This is a genomic window from Vicinamibacterales bacterium (assembly GCA_041659285.1).
GTDB lineage: Bacteria > Acidobacteriota > Vicinamibacteria > Vicinamibacterales > UBA2999 > 12-FULL-67-14b.
In genome coordinates, this window is the sequence record JBAZYO010000004.1 from 344241 (window position 1) to 369390 (window position 25150).

The window sequence follows — 25150 nt, forward strand, 5'->3', positions numbered from 1 at the left end:
AGGCAACCCCGTCATGGGGTTGCCTCCCCCTCCGCTAGCGTGGCAATGCGAAGGCCAGATATTCGCCGGAATAGTTCCCGCCGCTAATCGCCACGACGATGAACTGGCGGCCTCCGGCCAGGTAGGTCATCGGCGAACCGCTCTGTTGCGCCGGCATCAAGACCATTCCCACCTGACTGCCGGTCGCCTTGTCGTAGGCGCGCAACATCGCGCCACGCGGATGCTCCGGCGTGGTGGTCATCTGTGAATCGCCCATCACCACCAGGGACTTCGTCACCATCAGGCCGATGCCCGACGTGCCCGGCTGGCCGGTCTTGGGAATGGTGAGGCCCTTGAGCAGCGGATGGTTGCGCACGTTATCCGGGGTATCCCCGTGAGCCACCTGCCAGACGATCTCGCCGCGATCGAGGTTGACGGCGGAGATGGTTCCGTAGGGCGGCTTGAGAATCGTCAGGCCTTCCACCGTGAGGCCGCCAAACAACCCCGGCGGTGTCGGGGCAGCCGCCGGCGCGGGGGTCGGAGCGGCGGCGGCCGCAGCCTGCGCCGCGGCACGCGGTGAATCGGCCGCGCAGCAATCGCCCGGGCCCAGCACCTCGCGGAACTCACGTCCTTCAATGCCCGAGAGGTAGCGGATGTCCGAGTAGCTGCTGGGCGGCGGCGCCAGCGACGTCGACGTGATGTTGACGTTGTTGGCCTGCGCGTAGATCGTGTGGGTCTCCGGGTCGTAAGCCACACCCGGCCAGTTGGTCCCACCGATGGCATTGCCCATGTTGATGGCGCCAAGCACGCCGTTCAGGTTGCCCACAATCGGCGGGTTGTACATCCACGGCGCCACCTTGTAGCGCTTCATCTGCTCAACCGCCTGCGCGCGAAGGGCCGGCGTGAAGTCGATCAGATCGCTCGGCAGTTCGAGCGTGTTCCTCGCGTACGCCGGCGGCCGGGTCGGGAACGGCTGCGTCGCGCTGGTCTTCTCCCCGGGCACATCGCTCTGCGGCACCGCGCGCTCTTCGATCGGCCACACCGGCTGCCCCGTCACACGATCGAATACGAACAGGAACCCCTGCTTGCCGGGAACCGCCACGGCTTTGATCGGCTTGCCGTTGACGACGATGTCGGCGAGGATGGCCGCCGACGACATGTCGTAGTTCCACAGCGGGTGATGCACCAACTGGAAGTGCCATTTGCGCTGGCCGGTTCGCAAATCGACGCAGACGATGCTCTCCGCGAACAGGTTGTTCCCGGGGCGGTGGCCGCCGTAGTAATCCGCCGTCGGCGTTTCAACCGGCAGGTAGACGAGGCCGAGCTCCTCGTCCACCGTGATCTGGGTCCACACGCCGACGTTGCCGTTGACGGCCCACGACTCACTTTCCCAGGTGTCGTTGCCGTATTCGCCGGGCCGGGGAATGGTGTTGAACGTCCACAGCAACTTGCCGGTGCGGACGTCGAATGCGCGCACCAGGCCCTTGGTGTTGTTGTGCGTGTCCACCGTCGCACCCTCGCGGAACGACGAGCCGACAATGGCGACGTCCTTGACGATGGCGGGAGTGGCATGGAGGCCGATCTCGCCGTCCTCGAGGTTGATCTGATCGCCGCGACCCTTGACGGCGCCGACCTTCAAGTCAACGACACCGTCTTTGCCAAAAGTGTTGATGATGGCGCCGTTCCTGGCATTCAGCGCGACCAGGCGATAGCCGGTCGTGACGTAGATGATGCGCTCATCACCCTTGCCATCGGTCCAGTACGACACCCCGCGGCCCGACAGCTGACGTGGCGAGACACCGGCGCGACGGCCCTCACGAATGCTGTGCGCCCAGATCAGCTCGCCGGTGGCGCCATCGATGGCCACTACCGATCGGCGCGTGCCGCCGGTGGTGTAGAGCACGCCGTTGATCGCCAGCGGTGTGCCTTCGAGCTTGTACTCGGGCCGCGGCCCCAGCATGTCGGTCTTGAACCGCCATGCGATCTCGAGCTTGCCGAAGTTGCCGGCGTTGATCTGATCGAGCGGCGAGTACTTGCTGCCGCGAATGTCCGACGTGTAGTGGCGCCAGTCGCCATTGGCCGGCGACGGCGGCCGGGACGGCGCCGGCGCCTGCCCCGACGCAACCGGGGAAATCGAGAACAGCAGTACCGCGAGCCCGCACGCCAGCTTCGTCGTCGACGCCATTGTCCTGCTCCTGTCCGTGATCGCGCCGTGGCGATCGTTGTGATCTACCGGGCGAGTGTGAAGTCCTGTCTGCCGGCCGTGTAACCAAAGTGGCCGTTCGAGCCGCCGACGAGGGCGGCGGTGCGGCAGGACCTGCGGCGGATGATAACCCAGTCCCCGGGGGCGGGCGCGATGCCCGTTCGTGGCACTACTGGCACCACCGGCTCGGCTTGGGCGACCCCGGACCGTCGCCCGCTCGGCGATTCGCGTGACCACGCTCCGGCCGCGCGTGGGATGGCGGGCTGGCCGCGACCGGCGCCGCCACAAGGGCCGTTCAGCATTACCAAAGCGTTATTGGAAGTAGTGCCAGCCGGTTCGTAAGCCCCCGGTGACCGCCGGATCAAAGGACAGCAGGATCACCACCGTCGCAATGGCGTGCGACAAGGCAAGCGGCAGGACGTTGGGGTGGCGCGTGTAGATCCAGCACCAGGCCAGGCCCCCGGTGAAGGTGACGATCACGAGAAATGGGTTCGGCAGGTGCAGCGACGCAAAAACCGCGGCGGCCAGGAATACGGCGCCACGGCCCGCCACCGCCCGTGACTCGCGCAACACGACAGTCTGCAGCACGAACTGCTGCGCGCCGCCCCAGACCATGACATAGAGGAAATCGAGCAGCGGCTCGCGCCTCACCGGCGCCGGGCCCATCGCATGGCCGATGAACCACAGCGCCGCCACGAGCGGCACGGTCAGCGCGATCGACCAGAGCAGGGCCGGCACCAAGGCGCGGCTCGAGAAGCCCCAATCGCCCGACTTGCGGTTGTGCGCGATGCAGAGCGCAATCACGATCACGACCGGCGGCACGACCCACGGGCCGGGCACATCAACCAGCGGATCGGCCACCCACGTGTAGCCGAGAATGAGCCCGACGATGGCCAGTGTGTACGGCATGCATTGTAATTGTGGTGCAAGCGGTGCCACCTCAGCGCACCGCCGGCTGCAGGAAAAGGAAGGCCGCGTGGTCTGGTCCCGGGCTGTGCCGGATTGCACACCCCGGCAGGGCTCCGGTCGGGTACTCTCCGGGGGGAACGGCCTCAGGCCGGGGATCACTTGCGCCTCATCACCCGCAACGACGCGTCCCTCGTCGTCGGCCTCATCGCCGGCACGGTCGTCATTTTCCAACGGCCGTTGCGCTCGGTCTGGGAGGCGGCGCAGGAGGTTCAAGACCGCTACCACGTTGACCTGCTGCCGGCGCTGGTCATCTTCGCGGTGGTGTTCATTCTTCATGACGCGCGCAAGCGGCAGCGGGCCAGGGCCGAGGCCGCGCTGGTCGCGGCGGAATCCGCGCAGACCCGGCTGCGCTCGGCGGAGCTCGAACGGCTCCTCGCCTTCGGCCAGGCGCTGGCCAACGCACTCGATCTCGCCACACTCCAGCAGGCCTGGTGGCGGCACCTGCCCGCATTCACCGGCGAACGCGCGTTCTGGGTGCTGGCGCGGCGGTCCGAGCGGTGGGAGGTGCTGGTGGCGGACACGGCGGCCGCCCCCGGACGCCCGCCGGAGGCGCTCGAAGCGATGGCCGAACGCGCGCTCGCGGCCGACACGCTCCGGGACGCCAGCCACGATGGTCTCGCCGCCGACGGCGTCCTCTGCTTTCCGATGGTCGCCGGCGGCGTGGTCGTCGCCGTGCTCGGCATTCACGACGGCGCCTCGCTCTCCGGCGGGCAGCGCAAGTTACTGGGCGTCGCCGCGGAGCTAATCGCGATTGCCCTGCGGAACGTGCAGCTGCTGATCGAGACGCGCGAGCACGGCCTGCGCGACGGGCTCACCAGCTGCTTCAACCGCGATCACGGGATCGAGATGCTGGATCGCGAGCTGCGGCTCGCCCATCGGTCGCTGAAGCCGCTGTCGATTCTGCTGTTCGACATCGATCGCTTCAAGGCGATCAACGACGAGCTGGGGCACCTGCGCGGCGACGATCTCCTCCGTGCCATCGGCGCGCAACTGACGCGCGTCGGCCGGACCACCGACGTGAAGTGCCGGTACGGCGGCGACGAGTTCCTGATCATCCTTCCCGACACGCCGCTCGCCGGGGCCAGCCGCGTGGCCGAGTCGGTGCGGCGGGCGATGGTGCCGCTCGCCATGGCCGCGGGCGAGCGGACCATTCCCGTCACGGTCAGCATCGGCGTGGCGGCGGCCGGCCCCGACGAGCTCGGCAGCACCGGGCTGATCGAGCGGGCCGACGCGGCGCTGTATCAGGCAAAACGCGAGGGGCGGAACCGCAGCAGCACCGGCGGCACCGCTGCCATCCCGGCCTAGCGCGATGGGGACCGGCATGCTTCCGATCGCGGTGCTTCTCGGCATCACGGTGATCGCGGTGATCGTGGCCGGCGTGGCCGTCTGGCAGGCCCGCGCGGCCCGGGCCGCCCTGCGCGCGTCCGAGTCAGGCGCGGTGGCGGCGACCCGCCGCGAGACTGACGCCGTGGTGCCGGTCCCGGCCGCGCCCCGCGCTGGCGGGGCGGAGGGCGGAGCACCGGCACGGTCGCGCCGCATCCTGGTGGTCGAGGACGAGCCGGGCGTCCGTGAGTTCATCAGCCGTTCGCTGACGCGCGCCGGCCGCGATGCCGTCGCCGTGGCCGGCCCGCTCGCCGCCCTCGCGGCGCTCAACCGCCAGCCGATCGCGCTCATGCTCGTCGACATCGTCATGCCGGAGATGAACGGCTACGACCTGGCGGACGAAGCGCGGAAGATTGCGCCCGGCATCCAGGTCGTGTTCATGTCGGCCTTCGCGCGTGACGCCATCCGGCATCCCGACGCCGGCCGATTTCTCACCAAGCCGTTCACGAGCCAGGCGCTGATTGCCATGGTCGACGAGGCGCTCGCGCCCTGAGGGTCGACCGGGGCGGCCAGCGCGCGGCGGCGTTAAGCCCCGCGTGGTATGCCCGCCGAACCGTTCGGTTCGAGCAGGTCCAGGCACAACACAGGTACAGCGAGCACCTCGGTGCGCCACTCTCATGCTGCGGGACGGCATGCGCGACTCGAGTGGTTCATGGCTTATCCACATTGAAGTCGAGTTCAGGTCTATACGGGTAAGGAGGAGTCGTGATGAAACTGACCACTTCACACCGTAAGGGAATGTTAAGAAATGTTACGAGGGCTCGCTCTGACACGTGCGCTCGGTCATGATGCAGAGACTGTGGCCCTGTTGACTCCTTTGTGGTCGTCTGCGCTTTTGAGCGCATCGTTGCTATTGATTGCCGCCAACGCGTCGGCGCAGTGCCGCATCGAGGGCTCCGTGCAATGGGCCGACGGCACGCCCGCTGCCGCTGTCGCCATCTCGGTTCCCGAGTTGAAGCTTGAAACGACGACAGATGCGCGCGGTCAATTTGCGTTTGACGATATTCGGCCGGGCATTCGCATCACCGTTGATGCCTTCCTCGACAAGCGACTCCTCGGCCGGGCATATACGCTCGTGACCCTTCGGGTCGAGCACGTCGATCTGCAATTGGCCGGTACCCCGTCGAATCCGACGCCTGCGCCACAGGTGCCGCGGGAGCTGAGCCGCCCGGCGACATCAGGAACGGCGCCCGAATCGTTCAGCGCCGGCAGCGGGACCGACACGGTGACGTACGACGCGAACGGGATGCCGGTTGTCTCGTCAGACGTGACTGTCGTGGCCAACCTGCCCATGCTGAGCGCATCGACCGAAGCCGGGAAAGTCACGCTTCAGCCCGAACAGGTGACGGCGCTGCCCAGCCTCGGCTCGAGCGACATTTTTCGCGCGCTTCAATGGCTTCCCGGTGTCAGCAGCAACGAGACTTCATCGGGCCTGTTTGTACGAGGTGGCACGCCCGACCAGAACCTGGTCGACTTTGACGGCTTTACGGTCTACAGCGTCGACCATCTGTTCGGCTACTTCAGCGCGTTCAATATGGACGCGATCGATGCGGTCGACCTCAGCAAAGGCGCGTATGAGGCCCGATATGGCGGCCGCCTTGCGAGCTTGACCGAGATCCGCGGTAAGTCTCGACCGCAGCGAATTCAGGGCATGGTCGGCGGCAGCGCCTTGAGCGTTGATGGCGTCTTCCAGCTTCCGGTCGGTTCCAAGGCATCGGTGCTCGTCGCTCACCGGCGGTCATTCCAATCACCGCTCTACGATCGCATCCTCGGGCTGGTGTCGACGGACACCGGGCCGGCACCGCCAGGCCGCGGCGGCCGATTCGCGACGATGTTCAATTCGAAACCGGTGTCTGGGTTTGATGATTCGAACGGACGGTTCGAATGGCAACCCACGACTCGCGATCAATTCACCGTCAGCACCTATCTCGGACACGACGACGTCGACAACTCGCGAGAACTCCAGTTGCCGACGCAGTTTCTTGAACAAATTGCCGCCAGGGGCATTTCCTTCTCCGGCGATTTAAAGATCACCGATGTCCGCGAATACCGCAACACAGGACTCAGCGTGCGCTGGAACCGTGACTGGAGCAACATCTTCCGGACGTCGATGACGGTTGGCCGCTCCGACTACGACACGCTTACGCAACGGTCATCGAACGTGGGCGGACGGCAGGGTGGCGCCGGCGAACTGAACGTCGTGGACGACACCACGGTCACCATCTCGGCACCAATCACTTTCAATGCCAGCAACGAGCTGACTGTCGGCGCGCAACGGACGGCCAACCGCGTGGTGTTTGAATTTGCGAACAACCTTGCCGGCACCACCGGGCCGAACGGTGCGCAGATTGGAGCGCTGGCAAGTCAACTCAACCGGTCCACGACGGGCACGACGACGTCGGCCTTCGTCCAGCACCGCATGATGTTTGGCAGCCGGCTGATCGCCCTGCCCGGCCTGCGGATGACCCAGTCCTCAGTGTCCGGTGAGCGATACATCGAGCCTCGACTGACGGCGACCTGGCTGGCAACCGATCGGTTGAGAGTCAAAGGCGCCTGGGGCCAGTACCACCAGTTCGTCAATCGCCTGGTCCGCGAGGATGTGTTCCAAGGCAACCGCGAGTTTTGGGCCTTGTCAGACAACACCACGGTCCCGGTCGCCGCGTCCACGAACGCATCATTCGGCGCGGCCTATCAGACGACTCGCCTATTACTCGATGGCGAAGTCTTCTCGCGTGACATCAAGAATCTCTCGCAGTTGGCGCCGCGGTTAACTGGATCGACAGACTCCGTCGATCTCAGCAGCTTCTTCTATACCGGCAGTGGCCGTTCGAAGGGTGTCGAGCTCCTGGCGCAGATGAAGAGAGGTCGCCATAGCGGGTGGGCCAGTTACACCTGGAGCCGGGTCACCTACGACTTTCCAGAACTGTCCGAGCCGTTCCCAGCCGATCAAGACCGCACTCACGAGCTCAAATTGGTCGACATCTTCAACCTGGGGCGATGGACCGCGTCAGCGACGTGGGTGCTCTCAAGCGGCACACCCTATACCGAGCCGGTCGGCGTGGAACCCGTCACATTTCAAGGGCCCGCTGGCAGCGTGACGTTTGAACGGATCGTGATCGGCGACAAGAACGCCGCCCGCCTGCCAACCTACCACCGGCTCGATCTGGCCCTGAATCACGCCTGGGATCTCCCATCCAACCGCAGTGCCACGATTGGTGTCACGGCCTTCAATGCCTACGACCGTGCCAACGTCTGGTACCGCGAGTACACCAGCATTCAAGGGGAAATCGTTGAAAACAATATCGGGTTGATGCCACGGACATTCAATGCATTCTTGTCGATCAAATTCTAGCCGTCCGCGGTCACGCCTGGTCCTTGCCGCGACGGCTTTCATTCTTGCCGCGGCATGCAGTGAGCCGCAGTTCAGCCTGCCCACCTCGTCGAGCGAAACCGACTCCACATCGACGACCACGACGGCGACTACCTCGACGGACCCACAGACATTCAGCGGCACTCTGGCCGTGCGGGGACAGCGCTTCTATTCATTCACCGTGCCGTCAACACGAACGGTGAGAATCACCCTGGAACAACTCCAAGACGGAGCTGGGACGGCGTCCACGGCCACGTTGGTACTGGGATTGGGTGTGCCGAGCGGAACTGGCTGTGCGATGTTGCGCGAAGTCGCGGCCGGGGCGTCTGATGCGCCCCATATTGACGAGTCGCTGACGACCGGGGTCTATTGCGCGCAGCTGACCGATCCTGGGAGCCTGACCGCCGCCGTTATTTTCTCACTCCGGATCGAGTTCCCGTAGATCGCGGTTTCACCACTTGCTACTTTCGGGAACTCGCAACGAGTAGCCAAGTCCTCGCACTGTGACAACCAGGAAGCCGTGCTGGCCAAGCTTGCGTCGCAGGTTGCTGATATGCATGTCGAGAGCCCGATTCTCGCGACGGAGCTCGCGGTCGAACACTTCCGAGACTAGACGCTCGCGTTCGACGATCGAACCGGCCGCCTCTACGAGGCGGGCCATGATCTCGTACTCCATCGTCGTAAGCTCGAGAGGCACATCGTCCACACAGATTTGGCGACTGGGTGGATGACAGGTGACGCGGGCGATCCTGCTCAAGATGCGCGCCAATTGTCGCTGGCGCCTGAGGCAGCTTTGTGGCGCAGGTGTGATTTTTCTGGGGCAATCGTTGTTCGAGACAAAGGGAGCCAACAGCCAGGCGAGCGTCAACGCGTTTTAACCAAAGGTTAACAACGTAAGGAAAGCAAGCTTGCAATAATCGTTTCGCCAAGCCTGCCTGAGCAATAACACGGCCGTCGCCGCCTGCCCGGCGGCCGTGGGGGGGAAGTCTCCGTGAAGCCTATTACTTGCGTGGTCCTCGAATCCACCGCGCGGCGGATGTCTATCGATGGGACAGTGCTCCCGCTGACCACAGTCGAATACGAGATCCTCTCTCGCCTGACGGAAGCTGCGGGATCGATCATCGATCGCGAACAGCTGACCGCCGATGTCTTCGAGCGCCAGTTCAATCCCGAGGATAGATCGCTTGATGTGCACATCCATCGCCTGCGCAAGAAGCTCGGGCCACATGGATGGCTTCTCGTCACGGTCCGCGGATCTGGCCACATGCTGCGCTCGTTTGCCTCACCGGTGTAGCGGAGTTAACTCGATGTCTTCCTTTCATCAGCTCGCTTTCGCAATGGTTCTTGCAGTGCTCACTCCACCGTTGGTCGCAACGAGTCAGGAGAGCGCCACTGTTCAAGGCGAATGGACTCTCAATCGTGATCTGACACCGGCTCCTCCCAGACGGGACGACGACGTCAGGCGACCGGAAGGTCGGCGCCCGCCGGGCGGAGGCGGAGGCGGAGGCTTTCCAGGAGGAGGTGGCCCTCCAGGTGGAGGGTTCGGCGGCGGCGATTCTGCGGGGGGCCGCCGTGGTCCTAGCGAAAAGGACATGCGCAAGTTCGAAGCGATACGAAGACGAATCGAGGAAGTGCCGCAGCGCCTTGTCATCTCTATCGACGGCGTCCGAGTGCAAATTGTTGACGAGTTCGGACGCGCCACCAACCTCGTTGCCGACGGCAAGAAGCAGGACCGGCTGACGGGCGATGGCGAGTTCAAGTCAATTACGAAGCTGGCGGGTGACCGGTTGGTTCTCGAAGAGGACTTCGCTGGCCCCAAGGTGACGACAACGTATGAGCGGCTCACCAGCAACAGGGAGAGCCGCCTCCAAGTCACGCTGCAGATCGAAGGTATTCCCGAGGGACGCGGCGGTCGAGGTGACCAAAGCTCAAGAGCGCCGCTCACGCGCATCTACGACGCAGGGAAACAGGCGCCGTAACAGATGTTTACGAGCCGTTACGGAAACAGGTGCGACCGTGAACTGTGCCACGCGTCGCCGCACCACGTTCTTGACACCGTCTTGTCACACACACCGGCCCGTGAGCCTGATAACACTGGGGTCATAAGCTAGAAGGAGATGCAGTCATGACAAGACGAACCGTGCTTGCAACGTTGTTCAGCCTCGCAGCGGCGTCGATCGCCGCCGCGCAAACCACCACGCCGCCCGGCAACGGCGGACGCGGCCGGGGCACGCCGCCGGCCGGTGGACAACACCCGAATTGCGGATCGAACCCGAATTGCACCGGCACCCCGCCCGCCCAGCCTCCGCGCGACGGCTCGGGGACGCCGCCCGCAGGACGAGGGCCGTCGGGTCGGGGCGGCCGCCGGCAGCGGCCGAGCGGCAACTGAAGTAGTAACAAGCGGTGGCGGCTACTTGACGGTGGCCGTCACCGCCGTCGGTCTTCAGACGTGCAGGAACGGACCTTATCGGCCCCCCCTTTATGTTGAGTCCGGGTTATCCGCTGAACAGTCGGAGCTTGCCGATGGTCACGAAGTGGCGGAAGTCCCGGTCGGCCGTCACGAGACTGACATTGTGATCAAGGCAGCTCTGCGCGATCAACGTGTCGGCCAGGCGCGCTTTCAGCCCCTTGGCCAGCAGCCGAGAACGCAACCGGCCCGCCCGCTCCCAGTAACCCTCGGTGACCGGTAGGGACGGCAAGGCCACGATCAGCTCCGCGACGCTGGGTGGCAGCTTGGGATCGCTGAGGAACTCGGAGACAACAACGGGCGGCAAACACGCCTGCCGCTCCGCCAGAACCAGGGCGGCCGCGGCGGCGACCACGGTGTCGCGGCCCTCGAGGTGGGCAATCAGGGCTGACGTGTCGAGCGCGATCATCGGTCCGCGCGGAGCCGGTTGACCTTGATGGAGAACTTCACCTTGCCACGCAGCGCGTGGAGTTGCTCCTGTGCCCGGGTCGCAGCGACCAGCTCGAGTCCGCGGCGGATCGTGCCGGTAATGCCCTCGCCAGTCGAGTTTTGCGCCCGATCCAGCAGTTCCACGGGCAGTTCCACCGTCACCTTGGTCGTCTCCACTTCGCTATTCTACCAGCCTTGTGGCCATACTCAATACTGGTATCGGCCATGGGATCGCGGCCGTCCGACGCCCTGGGCCACCAATTCATACCGAGTGGACGCCGATGGCCGGACGTGCTCCTAGGGAAGCGGCTTCGCGCCGGCGCAGCGCCCCCCGGTTTCCGACCTGACGAACCTCAGGGGAATGTGTCCCGAACCAGAACCGAAATCGCCGGCGATCTGGTCGCGCTCGTCTTCGAACTTCCCCGCAAATCGCGCGCCGCCCGTTGGCACAACGAAAGTGACCGTCGGCAATTCGCCAGAGACCGGCGCACCCTCGAACAACAAGAATCCGGCGTCGCCACTGCACGCCACGCCGGACACCATATCGCCGTCTTGCGTGAGCGACAGTTCGAAGTAGTGTCCTGAATGCCCGATGCCGGGAGCGCGCCAGCTTCCGACGGCGGAGCCGGAGGGCCCCGTCAGCAGAACGCAGGCGGATAAGCCCAGGGCCATGGTCCAGACGATGGACAGCTTGACACGCATCTCAAACGACCTCGGTCTGATTGTCGCTCGATCGCCGGCGATCGGAGCTCGACCAGAGGAGGATGAGGCGCGACCTCGAGCACAACGCGAGCGCTGAGTCCGACCAGAGCAAGCCCGGATGGGTACGGCGGGAAATACGTGGTCGACCAGGTGCGCGCGAAGGCGGCCTGCTCGACGAGCCTTCGTTATTCTCTTCAGCGGAACTGCTGCTGCAACTTCTGCAAGGCGTCGTTGCCCGGGCAGAGCTGGTCGTGCGGCAGGTTATAGAGCGGCCCAGGCACCGTGTCGTTCTGGTCGTGCACGTCTTTCGAGTCCCCCGACAGGTACAACAGGCCGGTGACCACCTCGCCCTTCCGCTGGTGATCGCGGATGTGGGCGTAGGCGTTGTCGCGGTTGGTGGGGTCGTAGTCGTCCGCCACCTTCCGGAATTTCACCCAGCTGCCGTCGTGCAGCATCACGTTCTTCACCGTGCCGGCCTGGTAGTCCGCCGTAATCTCGTCGGCGGGCGGCACGAAGTCGGCCTGCACCACCTCCACCTTGTGCTCGCGGGTGTGGGCGTAGCTCTTGGTCGAGCCCTCGTGATCGTTGAAGGTCACGCACGGCGAGATGATGTCGATGAACGCGAAGCCGCGGTGCGCCAGGCCGGCCTGGATGATCGGCACCAGCTGCGCCTTGTCGCCCGAGAAGCTGCGAGCGACGAACGTAGCGCCGAGCGTGAGCGCGAGCAGCGCGCTGTCGATGGCCTGCATCGTGTTGGCCTCGCCCTTCTTGGCGGTGGACCCCGGATCGGCCGACGCCGAGAACTGGCCCTTGGTGAGGCCGTAGACGCCGTTGTTCTCCAGCATGTAGAGCATGTTCACATTGCGGCGAATGGCGTGGCACAACTGGCCGAGACCGATCGACAGCGAGTCGCCATCGCCCGACACGCCGATCATGATCAGGTCGCCGTTGGCGGCATTGGCGCCGGTCGCCACCGCCGGCATGCGGCCGTGCACGCTGTTGAAGCCGTGGGCCTCGCGCAGGAAGTAGGCCGGGGTCTTCGACGAGCAGCCGATGCCCGACATCTTCGCCACCTTGTGTGGCGGAATGCTCATCTCCCAGAAGGCCTGGATGATGGCCGCGGTGATCGAATCGTGGCCGCAGCCCGCGCACAACGTGGTGATCGCGCCCTCGTAGTCGCGCCGGGTCAGCCCGATCTCGTTCTTCTTCAGCGAGGGATGATGAACCTTCGGTTTCGCGATATACGTCATGCCGCCTTCTCCAACTTTGCCTTCACGCCGCTAATCACATGGTGCGCGCTCATCGGGAAGCCGGCGTAGTAGCGGACCGACTCCAGCTTCTCGACGTGCACGCCGGTCTCGAGCATCAGCAGGCTGCGCAGCTGCGCGTCGCGGTTCTGCTCGACGATGAAGTTCACCTCGTGCTGCTCGAGGAACTGCCGCACCTCGTCACCAAAGGGAAAGCCACGCACGCGCATGTAGTTCACCTTGATGCCTTCAGCGGCGAGCAGGTCCATGGCCTCGACGCAGGCGGCGTGGCAGCCGCCGACCGTCACCAGGCCCATGGTCGCGCCCGGGGTCGGCTTCATGACGGGTGGCGGCACCGCCTTGGTGGCGCCTTGCACCTTGCGGGCGATGCGGTCGAGCACTTCCTGGTACTCGTCGCCGTCCTCGGTGTAGGCCCCGTACTTGTTGTGGCCCGAACCGCGCGTGAAATACGCGCCCTTGGGATGCACGCCGGGGAGCGACCGTTGCGGGATGCCGTCGCCGTCGACGTCCAGATAGCGGTAGAAGCTCCTGGCCTTCTCGAGGTCGTCGGCCGACAACACCTTGCCGCGATCCGGCCGGTAGCTGTCGTCCCACGCCAGCTTCGGCACCATCCAGTCGTTCATGCCGATGTCGAGGTCGCTGACCAGGAACACCGGGGTCTGGAAGCGCTCCGCCAGGTCGAACGCCTTCGCCGCCATCTCGAAAGCTTCGCGCGGGTCAGCCGGGTAGAGGCAGATGTGCCGGGTGTCGCCGTGCGAGGCGTGGGCGCACAGCATCAGGTCACCCTGCTGCGTGCGCGTCGGCATGCCGGTGGAAGGCCCGGTGCGCTGCACGTCCACGATCACCGCGGGGATTTCCGCGTAGTAGGCCAGGCCGATGAACTCGTTCATCAGCGAAATGCCCGGGCCGGACGTGGGCGTGAAGGCCCGCGCGCCCGCCCACGACGCGCCGATCACCATGCCGAGGGCGGCCAATTCGTCTTCGGCCTGCAGGATGGCGAATTTCTTCTTCTTGGTGTCCGGATCGCGCCGGTACTTCATGCAGAAGCCCTTGAACGCTTCCATCACGGAGGTGGCCGGCGTAATCGGATACCACGCGCCGACGGTGGCGCCGGCATAGACCGCGCCGAGCGCGGCGGCGGTGTTGCCGTCGATCAGGATGCTGTCTGTGGTCGCGTCCATCTTCTCGAGATGAATCGGCAGCGGGCACGGGAAGTTGGCCCTGGCGTAGTCGTAGCCGAGCGCGATCGCCTTCTCGTTGGAATCGAGCAGCGCCTTTTTGGCGGCGTACTTTTCCTTGGTGAGGGCGGCGATCACCTCGGTGTCCATGCCGATCAGGGCGGCCAGCACGCCGGCGTAGGCGATGTTCTTCATCAGGATGCGCTCGCGCACGCCCTTGAAGGTGGCGTTGCACATCTCGGCGAGCGGCACGCCCAGGTAGGTGACGTCGGGCCGCTTGAGCTTCTCGTCCAGCGGCCACGACGAGTCGAACATCAGGTAGCCGCCCGACCGCACCTCGGCGACGTCCTTGGCGTAGGTGGCGGCGTTGAGCGCCAGCATGAGGTCGAAGTGCGGCGTCCGCGCGGTGTAGCCGTGCTTGTTGACGCGGATCTCGTACCACGTCGGCAGGCCCTGGATGTTCGACGGGAACACGTTCTTCCCCGTCACCGGCACACCCATGCGGAAGATGGCCTGCATGATCAGGCCGTTGGCGCTCGCCGATCCGGTCCCGTTGGCCGTGGCGATCTTGAAAGCGAAATCGTTTACGCGACTGGTCATCGTCCTACGGCTTCCAGGGGAATAAAGGTGGTGCCCGCCACGGGCAATTGGAGCACGAACTTGCGCATGTCCCACGCGTAGGTGGGGCACCGCTCGGCGCACAGGCCGCAGTGCAGGCAGACATTCTCGTCTTTCACCATCAGCCGCCCGGTCTGCTTGAGCGGACCCGAGTGGAACAGCGGCTGCTCGAGGTTCGTGGCGGGGGCGAGCGTCCCGTCACGCAGTGCGGACTCGGACTCCGCACCAGGAATAATGGTCAGGCAGTCCACCGGGCAAATGTCGATGCAGGCGTCGCACTCGATGCACAGCGAGTCGGTGAAGTGCGTCTCGACGTCGCAGTTCAGGCAGCGCTCGACCTCGGCGCGGGTCTGTTCCTCGGTGAAGCCCTCTTCCACTTCCATCGTCATCTTCGAGAAGCGGAGCGGCAGCTCGACGTGCTTCATCTTCTGCCGCTGGACCGGGTCGTAGTTGTTGCTGTACGACCACTCGTGCAGGCCCATCTTGGTGCTGGTCAGCGTCATGCCGTGCGGCGGGCGTTCGGTGACCGGCAGGCCCTGGCAGTACTGGTGGACCGAGATGGCGGCCTGGTGGCCGTGCTCGACCGCCCAGATGATGTTGGCCGGTCCGAAGGCGGCGTCGCCGCCGAAGAACACGCCCGGTCGCGTCGACATGAAGGTGGTCTTGTCGACCACCGGCATGTCCCACTTCTTGTCGAACTCCAGCCCCAGGTCGCGCTCGATCCAGGGGAAGGCGTTCTCCTGGCCGATCGCCAGCACCACCGCGTCGCACGGCAGCGTCACTCGACCGGCCGGCTCCTGGATGAACTTGCCGTTCTCTTCACGCGACGTGAACTTGTCGAACTCCATCCCGGTCAACTTGCCGTGGTCGACGATGAAACGGACCGGCGACAGGTTCTCGAGAATCTCGACCTGCTCTTCTTCCGCGTCCTCGAGCTCCCACGGCGACGCCTTGAAATACTTGCGCGTCCGGCGCGAGATCACCTTCACGTCGGTGGCGCCGAGGCGCTTGGCCGAGCGGCAGCAGTCCATCGCGGTGTTGCCGACGCCGATGATCAGGACGCGCTTGCCGACTTCCTTGATGTGGCCGAAGTGAATCGACTCGAGCCACTCGATGCCGATGAAGATCTGGTCCGACTCGTTGCGCCCGGGCAGGTCGAGTTCCTTGCCCTTCGGCGCGCCGGTGCCGACGTAGACTGCGTCGAACTCCTTCGAGTCGACCAGCGACTTCAGGCTGGTGACCGGCGAGTCGTACTTCATCGTCACGCCCATGTTCACGATGTAGCCGATTTCTTCGTCGAGCACTTCTTCGGGGAGGCGGAAGGCGGGAATGTTGATGCGCATCAGGCCGCCAGGGCGCGGCCCTTTCTCGAAGATGGTGCACTGGTACCCCAGCGGCATCAGGTCGTTCGCCACGGTGAGGGCGGACGGACCGGCGCCGATGAGGGCCACCTTCTTTCCATTCTTCGTTGCCGGAGCTTTCGGGATGCGATCGGTGATGTCGTCCTTGTGATCCGCGGCCACCCGCTTGAGGCGGCAGATCGCGACAGGCTTGCCGTCGACGCGGCCGCGCCGGCAGGCCGGCTCGCACGGGCGGTCGCACGTGCGGCCCAGGATGCCCGGGAACACGTTCGACTCGCGGTTCAGGATGTAGGCATCGTCGAACCGCCCGTTCGCGATCATCCGGATGTATTCGGGGACGTTCGTGTGAGCCGGACAGGCCCACTGGCAATCGACAACCTTATGGTAGTAGTTCGGGTCCGCTGTATCCGTCCGAGGCAGCATATCCCCGGATTATATGTGTTCTCAGGGTGCCGGATCAGGAGCCAGGGCGGTCGGCGCAGCGGGGGTGGCCGCCGTCACCAGGTGGTTGGCGCCCGACGCGGTCACAAATCCTCGCTCGAACTTCTCCTCGGTGGTGCGATCGAGGATGGTCGCGACGCGGTAGAAGTCGGCTTGCAGGCGCTCCCGGGTGAGGTCGAGCACGAAGTAGCCGCGGTAGCGGCCATCCACGTAATGCAGGTGCGGCCGGGCGTCGCGCAGGGCCGCCAGCTGCGCCTCGCCGTCGGGACCCGCGCCGAGGTTGCTGGGCGAGCTCACCGACGTGCCCGCGAACTCGACGCCGAGCGACCCCTTGCCGGTCTTGCTGTCGTACGCCCCGAACGGGTCGCGCGGTAGGTCGTACGCCCACGAGCTGTGGACATCACCGGTCAGCACCGCCACGTTGGCCACCTTGGCCCGTTCGATCATGTCGAATACGCGCGATCGCGAGGCGCGATAGCCATCCCACGAGTCGGGGTTGCCGGCCCGCGCGCCGGTGGCGGTTTGGGGAGCGAACATGACCTGCTGCCCCAGCAGGTTCCAGCCGGCCTTGCCACGCACCGACGTCACCATCTGCTCGGCCAGCCAGCCCTCCTGCTCGGGCCCGAGCAGGTGGCGGCCGGGCAGCTCGATGGCGGCCGTGTCTTCGCGCAACGCCTGCTGGTCGCGGCCAACCAGCCGCGTGTCGAGCATGAACAACGTGGCCAGGTTGCCGAAACGGAACGAGCGGTAGATGCGCGCCTGCTTCGTCTGCGCATCTTCGCGAATCGGCATCCATTCGTAATACGCCTGGATTGCCGCGGCACGGCGCGCGGCCCACTCCCCTTCGCCGGTGTCGGCATTGTGATTCTGCGCGCCGCCGGACCAGGTGTTGTTCGTGAACTCGTGATCGTCCCAGGTGACGATGAACGGGTGCTGCCGGTGAATCTCCTGTGAGTCGGGATCCGCCTTGTACTGGGCATGTCGCTCCCGATAGTCCTGGAGCGCGACCATCTCCTTGTTGGGCGCCGGAATGCGCCCGAGCTTCGTGCCGTCGCCGTACTGCTCGTTGGCGTACTCGTAGATGTAGTCGCCGAGGTGCAGCACCGCGTCGAGGTCGGCGCGCCTGGCAAGGCAGGCATAGGCGTTGAAATAGCCCTGCGGCAGGTTCGAACACGACACGACGCCCAGCCGCAGCCGGCTGACGCCGTCGCGTGGCAGGGTCCGGGTCCGGCCGATCGCCGACCGCCCGCCCTGGGACTCGAAGCGGTAGTAGTAGGTGGTGCCCGGCTCGAGCCCCGTCACGTCGACCTTCACCGTGAAGTCGCGCGCGGTCCCGGTCTGCGCCTCGCCGCGCGACACGACCCGCGAAAACTTCGCGTCGCGCGCCACCTGCCACGTTGCCGTCACCGCTGCGGCAGCGGGATCCGACGGCGTCACCCGCGTCCACAAGATGACGCGATCCGCCAACGGATCGCCGCTCGCCACGCCGTGCCGGAAGGCGGCGTCGGCGGTTTGGGCGAATGCGTTCGTCGCGCGGATGAGCGGCAGCGTGCCGAAGGCGAGGCTGCTGGTGGCCAGGAAGTTGCGCCGTGAAACCCTTCGCATGACGCGAAGTCTAATCGAGGGCGGTGACGTTAGAGCAACGTGCGCTGGCCGCGCTCAAGCTCCAGCAGTGCCCGTTTCGTCGGGATTCCACCGCCAAATCCGGTCAGCGACCCGTTGGCGCCGATCACCCGGTGGCAGGGGACGATGATGGCGATGGGGTTGGCGCCGTTGGCCATGCCCACGGCACGGACGGCTTTGGGATTCCTGATGCGGTTCGCCAGTTCCAGGTAGCTGATGGTCTCGCCGTACGGAATGCGGCGCAGTTCGGTCCACACCAGGTGCTGGAACGGCGTGCCGTCGAACACCACCGGCGTCGTGAAGGCCTTCAGGCGCCCCGCGAAGTACTCATCCAGCTCCTCGCGCACGCCGTCCAGGACGCCCGTCGTATCGGCCACCCAGGCGCGGTCGATCGCGCGGGGGCGCGACCCGGCGCCGAACGACAGGATATGCAAGCCCTCGCGGTTGCCGGCCAGCAACAGCGGTCCCACCGGGCTGTCGTCGATGCGCGAGTAGTAGAGGGTCGCCATGACGAAACAGTAACCCAACGGTCGACCAACCATTCTCCTCATCTCCTCGTCTCCTGTTAGATAATCTCTGCCGTGTCCGTGATTCTTGGATCCACCAGCTTGCTGTCGTCCGGCCGCCTGAAGGGCCGCCGCGTCGGCATTGTGTCCAACCCCGCGTCGGTGGACGAGAATCTCACGCACGTGGTGACTGCCCTGCTGGCGGCGCCCGGCGTCACGGTGGGCGCCATCTTCGGCCCCCAGCACGGCTTCCGGTCCGACGTGCAGGACAACATGATCGAGACACCGCACACCAGCGACTCCGCCCGTCGCGTGCCGGTGTTCTCGCTCTACAGCGAAACCCGCGAGCCGACGGCGGAGATGCTGAAGCACATCGACGTGCTGGTGATCGACCTCCAGGACATCGGCGCCCGCATCTACACTTACATCTACACGATGGCCAACTGCCTGCGCGCGTGCGCGAGGCACGGCATCGACATCATCGTGTGCGACCGGCCCAACCCGATTGCCGGGTTGGACGTCGAAGGGCCCATGCTCCTGGCCGGCTACGAGTCGTTCGTCGGGCAGTTCCCCATGCCCATGCGTCACGGCATGACCATCGGCGAGCTGGCGCGGTTCTTCAACGAACACTTCGCGATCAACGCGCCGCTTGAAGTGATCGAAATGGCAGGCTGGTCGCGCTCGATGTATGGCGACGCCACCGGGCATCCGTTCGTCATGCCCTCACCCAACATCCCCACCCTCGACAGCGCCATCGTCTATCCGGGCACGGTGCTCTTGGAGGGCACGATGGCCTCGGAGGGCCGCGGCACGACGCGGCCGTTCGAGCTGGTGGGGGCGCCGTGGGTGGAGGCCGAGCAGTTCGCGGCGGCGATGAACGCGCGTATGCTACCCGGCGTGCACTTCCGCGCCGCGGTGTTCGAGCCCACGTTCCAGAAGCACGCGAAAACGACATGCGGCGGCTGTCAGATTCACGTGCTCGACCGCGCGGCGTTCAAGCCGGTGCTCACCGGTGTCGCCCTGATCGACGAGATTCGCGCGGCCAGCCCGGCCGATTTCGCCTGGCGGCGGCCGCCCTACGAGTACGAGCACGACAAGGAACCCATCGACATCCTCGCCGGCTCGCCGGCGCTCCGCACCGCGATTGACGCCGGCGTGCGCGCGGAGGAACTGGCCAGGACCTGGGCGGTCGAGAGCCGGCCTTTCGAGAAGCTGCGCGGGCAGTTCCTCATCTACTCCTGAGCATGGCGCCCAAGGCCGCGGTCCTCGACGTCAAGCGTTCACTGGTCATCCAGGCCCCGCCGGCCCGGGTGCTGGCCGCGTTCTTCGACAGCACGGACCTGGCCGGCTGGTGGCAGGTGGTGCGCGCGGTCACCGTGCCGCGGCCGATGGGCATGTACGCGATCGAGTGGGAGTCCACGCCGTTCACGGACGACGTGCTCGGCCGGCTTGGCGGCACCTTCCACGGCACCATCATCGACTACCGTCCCAACGGCGCGTTCTTCGTCGCCGAGGCCTACTGGCAGCCGCCCGACGGCGACCCGATCGGCCCGATGGCACTGGAGGTCCACTGCCGCCCGCACGGCAACGGCCGCTCGACCATGCTGACGGTGAGGCAAAGTGGCGAGGGTGATGGACCGCGCTGGCAGCGCTACTTCGAGATCATGGGCCACGGCTGGGAAGGCGCGCTGCAGGAGATGAAGGACTACATGGACAAAGAGTCGGAGCGGACAAAGCGGCAATGACAGACGCCTCGCTTGACGTGCGCGCCTACTTCGCGGCATTGCCGGCAGCGGCCCGCCGCGACCTCAAGGCGATCCGCGCGGCCATTCGTGCCGCCGCTCCCGAGGCCATCGAGAGCTTCAGCTATCGCATCCCCGGCTTCAAGCTCGACGGCAAGGCGCTCGTCTGGTACGCCGCGTTCAAGGAACACACCAGCCTCTATCCGATTACCGGCGGGATCCAGCAGGCCCACGCGAAAGCCCTCAAGGGCTACGAGACATCGAAGGGGACCGTCCGCTTTCCCATGACCGAAGGGCCGCCGCTGGCGCTCGTGAAGAAGCTCGTGAAGGCGCGAATCGCCGAAGTGAGAACAGCGGGCAAGCGCGCGCGGGCGAAGTGAGACCCGGGCTCCAGGCCCACTGTCGGCAATGCGCCGGCGGCGTGACGGGACGGGTCGTGGCGAACCTAACGCCGCGGCCCAGTCCGGCGCCCGAGCAGGGCGCCAACATCGCGGGACACGAGACTCGACATCGGAACCACCGACACGTTCGGCGCGAGGGTGTATGGCTCATCCCCCGGATAGAGAACAACGAGGTGCTCCAGTTTCAGGTCGGCAAGCGCGATGCGCATCGAGGGTGTGAGGCTGGGAGCGTCCTGCCGCTTGATCTCGATGCCGTAGCGCCGGCCGCCGCGAACCACCAGCAGATCCAGCTCAGCCCCCTGATGGGTCGCCCAGAAGTGGGCGGTCTGGGGCTGCAGCACATCAAGGGCCCACTCGATGGCGACCCCCTCCCATGACGCGCCCGCCTTGGGATGCGACAACAAGTCGCGGTCGGTGTCGATGCCGAGCAACGAGTGAAGGATCCCGCTGTCGCGCACGTAGACCTTCGGCGCCTTGACCTGCCGCTTCTTCAGGTTCTCGTGCCACGGCTGCAACTGCCGGATCAGAAACAGGCCAGAGAGGAGATCGAGATAGCGGCGGGCCGTTGGCTCAGAGACCGCCATCGAGCGGGCGGCCTCGGCCGCATTCCACACGCCACCATGATAGTGAGCCACCATCGTCCAGAAGCGGAGCAACGTCGCCGCCGGGATCGAGATACCGAGTAGCGGGATGTCGCGCTCGACGTAGGTCTGGATGAACTGCTGCCGCCAGGCGACGCTGGCGGCCTCTGACGGCGCCAGCAGTGAACGCGGAAAGCCACCGCGCCGCCACAGCGCCGGCAAGCGCTTGGCGCCGGCCTCATCCGGAGTGAAGCCGCCAATGACGATGGTCTCGAGACGGCCGGCCAGCGACTCGGACGACTGTCGCAGGAGGTCGGGACTGGCGCTCCCGAGCACCAGGAACCGGGCCGGCAGCGGCCGCCGGTCGGCCAACACCCGCAGCACGGGAAACAGATCGGGCCGTCGCTGGACTTCGTCGATGACGACCAGCCCCCTCAGTGACGACAGCGCGGTCATCGGCTCGGCCAGGCGCGCCAGACTCCGCGGATCCTCGAGATCGAAGTAGTTCGGCGATCGAACACCAACCAGGGTCCGGGCCAACGTCGTCTTGCCCGACTGACGCGGGCCGATCAGCGCCACCACCCGTCCCCGCCGTAAGGCCAGGGTCACGGCGGCTTGGTGGTGGACACGGACAATCACGACGGCCATCATACCATGAAAATCAGACTCTTCATGTTAGTATTTCATGGTTGATAACCAGTCCATCCAACCACTCGACCGCTGCGCCGGAGCCGTGTTCCCGTCGGGGCCGGCGCGGCTACGACAACAGGCGCTCCTGTCGGCCGTCAATCGCGCCGGTTGCGGCTTGCCCCAGTTACCATCGCGCTTTCGCTCGCGGCGCTCAAGGTGTAGTGGCAACTCGTCGAGGGTGGCCTGAGTCGGCGCGAGAATGACGTAGAGCAGCTCGGTACCCGGCAAGACCGCCGCACCCGGGAGCCGCGGAGCCGGAATCACGCTCGCCAGAACGGTCTCCATGGATCGGGCCGCCTCGGAGTAGCGCGGGGCCCAGGAGAACGCGCGACAGGAATCGGGACGAACGGGAACTCATCCAACAGCTCGTCGTCGAACACCTCGCCATCCAGATCGTCCTGACTGAAATCGAAATGACGGTGCCCGGCAAGGGCGGTCGCCTCGCCCCTTGAAGGCCGCGCGCTGAGCAGCTGGACCCACGTCCGGGTTTCGAAGTCGTGGACGTGACCGATCCCTTCATCAGCATGCGGCGAACTGCCCAACCGTAATCTGTGTCCGTTCTGCGTCTAATCTGTGGCTGCATTTATCTGCGGCCTGTCATTGGCCGTAAGATGCCCATAGATGGCAACCTCCATGGCCGAACGCGCTGACGTGGTCATCGTCGGCGGCGGCGTCGTCGGCTCCAGCGCGGCGTGGCACCTGCGCCAAGACGGGTTCACCGGCCGCATCCTGGTGGTCGAACGCGATCCCAGCTACGCCCGCTCATCCTCCTTCCTGGCGATGGGCGGCATCCGCCAGCAGTTCTGCACGCCGGTCACCGTGCGCATGGTGCAGTTCAGCGTCGAGCTGTGGAAGCAATTTGACAAGAGGCTCGGCGCGCCGCGAAAGCGGCCGCAGGCGTGGTTCCGGCAGCGCGGCTACCTGTTCCTGGCCAATGGTGCCAACGCCACCGCGCTCGGCAGGCGCTACCACGAGGAGCAGCAGGCCGGCGCCGCGGTGCGCATGGTCACCGTCGAGGAACTGGGCGTGATGCTGCCCGACGTGATGCTCGACGACATCCTGTTCGGCGTGCTCGGCCCCGACGACGGCTACGCCAACCCGCGAGAGGTGCTCGCCGGGTTTCGCGCCGGCGCCGAACTGGCCGGCGCCGAGTACATCGCCGACGAGGTCACGGCCGTCGATCAGAAGAACGGCGCGGTCACGGGCGTCCGGCTGAAGAGCGGCATGCGCGTGGCGGCGCCCATCGTGGTCAACGCCGCGGGGCCGTGGGCGGGAGGGCTGGCGGCCCTGGCCGGGCTGAAGGTGCCGGTCGAGCCGATGCGGCAGATGCTGTTCCGCTGCACGCTGCCGCGCGTGTGGCCGTATCGCTTCCCGATGCTGATCGATCCCGGCGGCGTCCACTGGCGGCACGATGATGCGAGCGAGCCGGGGGGACCCGACCAGATCATCCTGGCCTTCACCAACTGGAACGAACAGCCCGGAGACAACCTCGAGCCGGACGAGGCGCGGTGGAACAAGGACTTCTACCCGGCGATGGTGAACCGCGTGCCAGACCTGTGCGACGTGACCGACGTGCGCGGCTGGGCGGGGCTGTATGAAATGACACCGGACCACAACCCCGTTCTCGGTCCCCATCCCGGGCTGTCAGGCTTCATTTTCGCCAACGGCTTCAGCGGGCACGGCTTGATGATGTCGCCGGCCACCGGCAAGATCGTCAGCGAGTTCGTGCGGCTGGGGCGATCGGACACGTTTGACGTGAACGTGTTCGCGCCCGACCGCTTCGAGCGCGGCGCGCTCGTGCACGACGCCGCCACGATCTAGGCGTGGCGGATTCTCACGAAGTTCGAACCTCCGCGATCGAGGTCGGTGGCGGTGTTCACGAACACCAGGGTCGCGTTGTCGGGCGCCCTCGAGCGCTTCACGGCGCCGTCCACGACCCGGTTGATCACATCCTCGATGTCGCCGCCCAGCTCGCAGACCATCGGGATCACGCCGCGCCAGAGGCTCAGGCGCCGCGCCACTTCCTCGTTGTCGGTCGCCGCCAGGATGATGGCTTCCGGGCGCGCGGCCGACAGCAGCCGCGCGGTCTGCCCTTCGCGCGTGACCGCGACAATGGCGTGCGCGCCGGAGCGGCGGGCCAGCGTGACGGCCGCCTCACTCAAGGCCTGAGTGTGATCCACCCTCGGACGGCTGCCGGCCGGTTCCACCCACGCCGGCGGCATCGACTCGGCGTCGCGGATGATCGCGTCGAGCACCTCCACGGATCGCACCGGATAACGCCCGGTCGCCGTCTCGCCCGACAGCATGATGGCGTCGGCGCCGCCGTCCACGGCGCCGGCGGCATCGCTGGCTTCCGCCCGCGTCGGCCGCGGCTCCGTGCGCATCGATTCGAGCACCTGCGTGGCGACGATGGCCGGGACCGAGCGGGCGTGTGCCTTGCGCAGGATCTCCTTCTGCACGCGCGGCACCCGTTCCAGCGGGATCTCGAGGCCCAGGTCACCGCGCGCCACCATCACGGCGTCGCTGGCCTCCAGGATTTCATCGAGATGCTCGATGGCCTCCGGCCGCTCGAGCTTGGCGATGACCGGCACCTTCGGCCGGCCCTCTTCGGCCATCACCGCCCGGAGTCGCGTGATGTCGCCGGCACCCTGCACGAAACTGATCGCCACCATGTCCACGCCCAGCGCCAGGCCAAAGGCCAGGTCGCGGCGATCCTTGTCGGTCAGGTCGGAGCGCAACGGCACGTGCGGCGCGTTGATGCCCTTGTGCTCGCCCAGTTCGCCGCCGTCGATCACGCGCGTGTGGATCTCGCTGGGCGAGTTCGACTCCACTTCCAGCTCGATCTTCCCGTCGTCGATCAACAGGCGATCGCCCTTCGCGACCTTGAGCGCAAGTTCCGCGTAGCTGGTGTAGACGCGGCCCGGGCCGCCAACTTCGTCGCCGATCGCCACCACCAGGCTGCCGCCGCGTTCGAGCAGGATGGGACGCCCGCCCTCGAGGCGGCCGATCCGAATCTTCGGGCCGCTGAGGTCCTGCAGGATCGCCACGTGCCGCTTCGCGCGCTTCGCGGCCTCGCGAATCCTGTGGAACTTGCCGGCGTGATCGGACTGGGTGCCGTGGGAGAAGTTGAGGCGGATGATGTCAACGCCGGCCGCGATCAGCTCGTCGAGAACCTGAGCCGAACTCGACGCCGGGCCAATCGTGGCGATGATCTTGGTGTGCCTCACCCCACCAGCTTA

23 protein-coding genes are annotated in these 25150 nt (G+C 66.0%); 10 read left to right on the plus strand and 13 right to left on the minus strand.

Annotated features, from left to right (window positions below; genetic code table 11):
* Positions 1-34 precede the first annotated feature (34 nt).
* Both WC815_08585 and WC815_08590 read right to left on the minus strand, forming a co-directional pair.
* On the minus strand, positions 35-2164 hold the full coding sequence (locus WC815_08585; protein ID MFA5908818.1) for a PQQ-binding-like beta-propeller repeat protein: 2130 nt from the start codon (positions 2162-2164) through the stop codon (positions 35-37).
* 330 nt (positions 2165-2494) lie between these two features.
* Positions 2495-3091 (minus strand): CPBP family glutamic-type intramembrane protease, encoded by a 597-nt coding sequence (locus tag WC815_08590; protein MFA5908819.1) that lies wholly within the window; start codon positions 3089-3091, stop codon positions 2495-2497.
* 159 nt (positions 3092-3250) lie between these two features.
* On the opposite strand from WC815_08590, the gene WC815_08595 reads away from it, so the two are divergent.
* The 3 genes from WC815_08595 to WC815_08605 all read left to right on the plus strand — a co-directional run bounded on the left by WC815_08595 (position 3251) and on the right by WC815_08605 (position 7886).
* Entirely contained in the window at positions 3251-4456 is a 1206-nt protein-coding gene (locus tag WC815_08595) for a GGDEF domain-containing protein (GenBank protein MFA5908820.1), read from the plus strand.
* 16 nt (positions 4457-4472) lie between these two features.
* Complete coding sequence (locus tag WC815_08600; GenBank protein MFA5908821.1) at positions 4473-5027, plus strand: response regulator; 555 nt, start codon at positions 4473-4475, stop codon at positions 5025-5027.
* A gap of 306 nt (positions 5028-5333) precedes the next feature.
* Positions 5334-7886, plus strand: a complete 2553-nt coding sequence (locus tag WC815_08605; GenBank protein ID MFA5908822.1) for a TonB-dependent receptor — start codon at positions 5334-5336, stop codon at positions 7884-7886.
* A 469-nt stretch (positions 7887-8355) separates the two neighbouring features.
* On the opposite strand, the gene WC815_08610 is transcribed toward WC815_08605, so the two are convergent.
* Positions 8356-8610, minus strand: a complete 255-nt coding sequence (locus tag WC815_08610) for a helix-turn-helix domain-containing protein (GenBank protein ID MFA5908823.1) — start codon at positions 8608-8610, stop codon at positions 8356-8358.
* A gap of 303 nt (positions 8611-8913) precedes the next feature.
* Between WC815_08610 and WC815_08615 the strand changes: the two genes are divergently transcribed.
* From WC815_08615 to WC815_08625, 3 genes are all read left to right on the plus strand, one after another.
* Positions 8914-9198, plus strand: a complete 285-nt coding sequence (locus WC815_08615) for a winged helix-turn-helix domain-containing protein (protein MFA5908824.1) — start codon at positions 8914-8916, stop codon at positions 9196-9198.
* A 298-nt stretch (positions 9199-9496) separates the two neighbouring features.
* On the plus strand, positions 9497-9883 hold the full coding sequence (locus WC815_08620; protein MFA5908825.1) for a hypothetical protein: 387 nt from the start codon (positions 9497-9499) through the stop codon (positions 9881-9883).
* A 146-nt stretch (positions 9884-10029) separates the two neighbouring features.
* A complete protein-coding gene (locus WC815_08625; GenBank protein ID MFA5908826.1) occupies positions 10030-10293 on the plus strand; it encodes a hypothetical protein in 264 nt (87 codons plus the stop codon).
* A 106-nt stretch (positions 10294-10399) separates the two neighbouring features.
* On the opposite strand, the gene WC815_08630 is transcribed toward WC815_08625, so the two are convergent.
* The 8 genes from WC815_08630 to WC815_08665 all read right to left on the minus strand — a co-directional run bounded on the left by WC815_08630 (position 10400) and on the right by WC815_08665 (position 18500).
* Entirely contained in the window at positions 10400-10780 is a 381-nt protein-coding gene (locus tag WC815_08630) for a PIN domain-containing protein (protein ID MFA5908827.1), read from the minus strand.
* The gene (locus WC815_08635) at positions 10777-10977 is read right to left on the minus strand and encodes a hypothetical protein (GenBank protein ID MFA5908828.1); all 201 of its coding nucleotides are present in this window, start codon (positions 10975-10977) and stop codon (positions 10777-10779) included. The genes WC815_08630 and WC815_08635 overlap by 4 nt, the downstream gene beginning before the upstream one ends.
* Positions 10978-11097: 120 nt before the next feature.
* Positions 11098-11502 (minus strand): hypothetical protein, encoded by a 405-nt coding sequence (locus WC815_08640; GenBank protein ID MFA5908829.1) that lies wholly within the window; start codon positions 11500-11502, stop codon positions 11098-11100.
* A 194-nt stretch (positions 11503-11696) separates the two neighbouring features.
* Positions 11697-12752, minus strand: a complete 1056-nt coding sequence (locus WC815_08645) for a 2-oxoacid:ferredoxin oxidoreductase subunit beta (protein ID MFA5908830.1) — start codon at positions 12750-12752, stop codon at positions 11697-11699.
* Positions 12749-14548 (minus strand): 2-oxoacid:acceptor oxidoreductase subunit alpha, encoded by a 1800-nt coding sequence (locus WC815_08650; protein MFA5908831.1) that lies wholly within the window; start codon positions 14546-14548, stop codon positions 12749-12751. Before WC815_08650 ends, WC815_08645 begins: the two co-directional genes overlap by 4 nt.
* Positions 14545-16350 (minus strand): FAD-dependent oxidoreductase, encoded by a 1806-nt coding sequence (locus WC815_08655; GenBank protein MFA5908832.1) that lies wholly within the window; start codon positions 16348-16350, stop codon positions 14545-14547. Before WC815_08655 ends, WC815_08650 begins: the two co-directional genes overlap by 4 nt.
* Before the next feature lie 21 nt (positions 16351-16371).
* Positions 16372-17973, minus strand: a complete 1602-nt coding sequence (locus WC815_08660) for an alkaline phosphatase D family protein (GenBank protein ID MFA5908833.1) — start codon at positions 17971-17973, stop codon at positions 16372-16374.
* 29 nt (positions 17974-18002) lie between these two features.
* Entirely contained in the window at positions 18003-18500 is a 498-nt protein-coding gene (locus tag WC815_08665; GenBank protein MFA5908834.1) for a methylated-DNA--[protein]-cysteine S-methyltransferase, read from the minus strand.
* A gap of 72 nt (positions 18501-18572) precedes the next feature.
* On the opposite strand from WC815_08665, the gene WC815_08670 reads away from it, so the two are divergent.
* From WC815_08670 to WC815_08680, 3 genes are read left to right on the plus strand one after another with little or no spacing between them, the layout of a single operon-like run.
* Entirely contained in the window at positions 18573-19739 is a 1167-nt protein-coding gene (locus WC815_08670; protein MFA5908835.1) for a DUF1343 domain-containing protein, read from the plus strand.
* Between the two features lie 2 nt (positions 19740-19741).
* Positions 19742-20242 carry an SRPBCC domain-containing protein gene (locus WC815_08675; protein MFA5908836.1) on the plus strand — a complete coding sequence of 167 codons (501 nt, stop codon included), beginning with the start codon at positions 19742-19744 and terminating at the stop codon, positions 20240-20242.
* Positions 20239-20619 (plus strand): DUF1801 domain-containing protein, encoded by a 381-nt coding sequence (locus WC815_08680; GenBank protein ID MFA5908837.1) that lies wholly within the window; start codon positions 20239-20241, stop codon positions 20617-20619. The genes WC815_08675 and WC815_08680 overlap by 4 nt, the downstream gene beginning before the upstream one ends.
* Before the next feature lie 65 nt (positions 20620-20684).
* On the opposite strand, the gene WC815_08685 is transcribed toward WC815_08680, so the two are convergent.
* The gene (locus WC815_08685; protein MFA5908838.1) at positions 20685-21860 is read right to left on the minus strand and encodes an ATP-binding protein; all 1176 of its coding nucleotides are present in this window, start codon (positions 21858-21860) and stop codon (positions 20685-20687) included.
* Positions 21861-22532: 672 nt separating this feature from the next.
* On the opposite strand from WC815_08685, the gene WC815_08690 reads away from it, so the two are divergent.
* The gene (locus tag WC815_08690) at positions 22533-23732 is read left to right on the plus strand and encodes an FAD-binding oxidoreductase (GenBank protein ID MFA5908839.1); all 1200 of its coding nucleotides are present in this window, start codon (positions 22533-22535) and stop codon (positions 23730-23732) included.
* Here the strand turns inward: WC815_08690 and pyk are convergent.
* Positions 23729-25138, minus strand: a complete 1410-nt coding sequence (gene pyk, locus WC815_08695; GenBank protein MFA5908840.1) for a pyruvate kinase — start codon at positions 25136-25138, stop codon at positions 23729-23731. The two genes, WC815_08690 and pyk, sit on opposite strands and share 4 nt — an antisense overlap.
* Positions 25139-25150 lie beyond the last annotated feature (12 nt).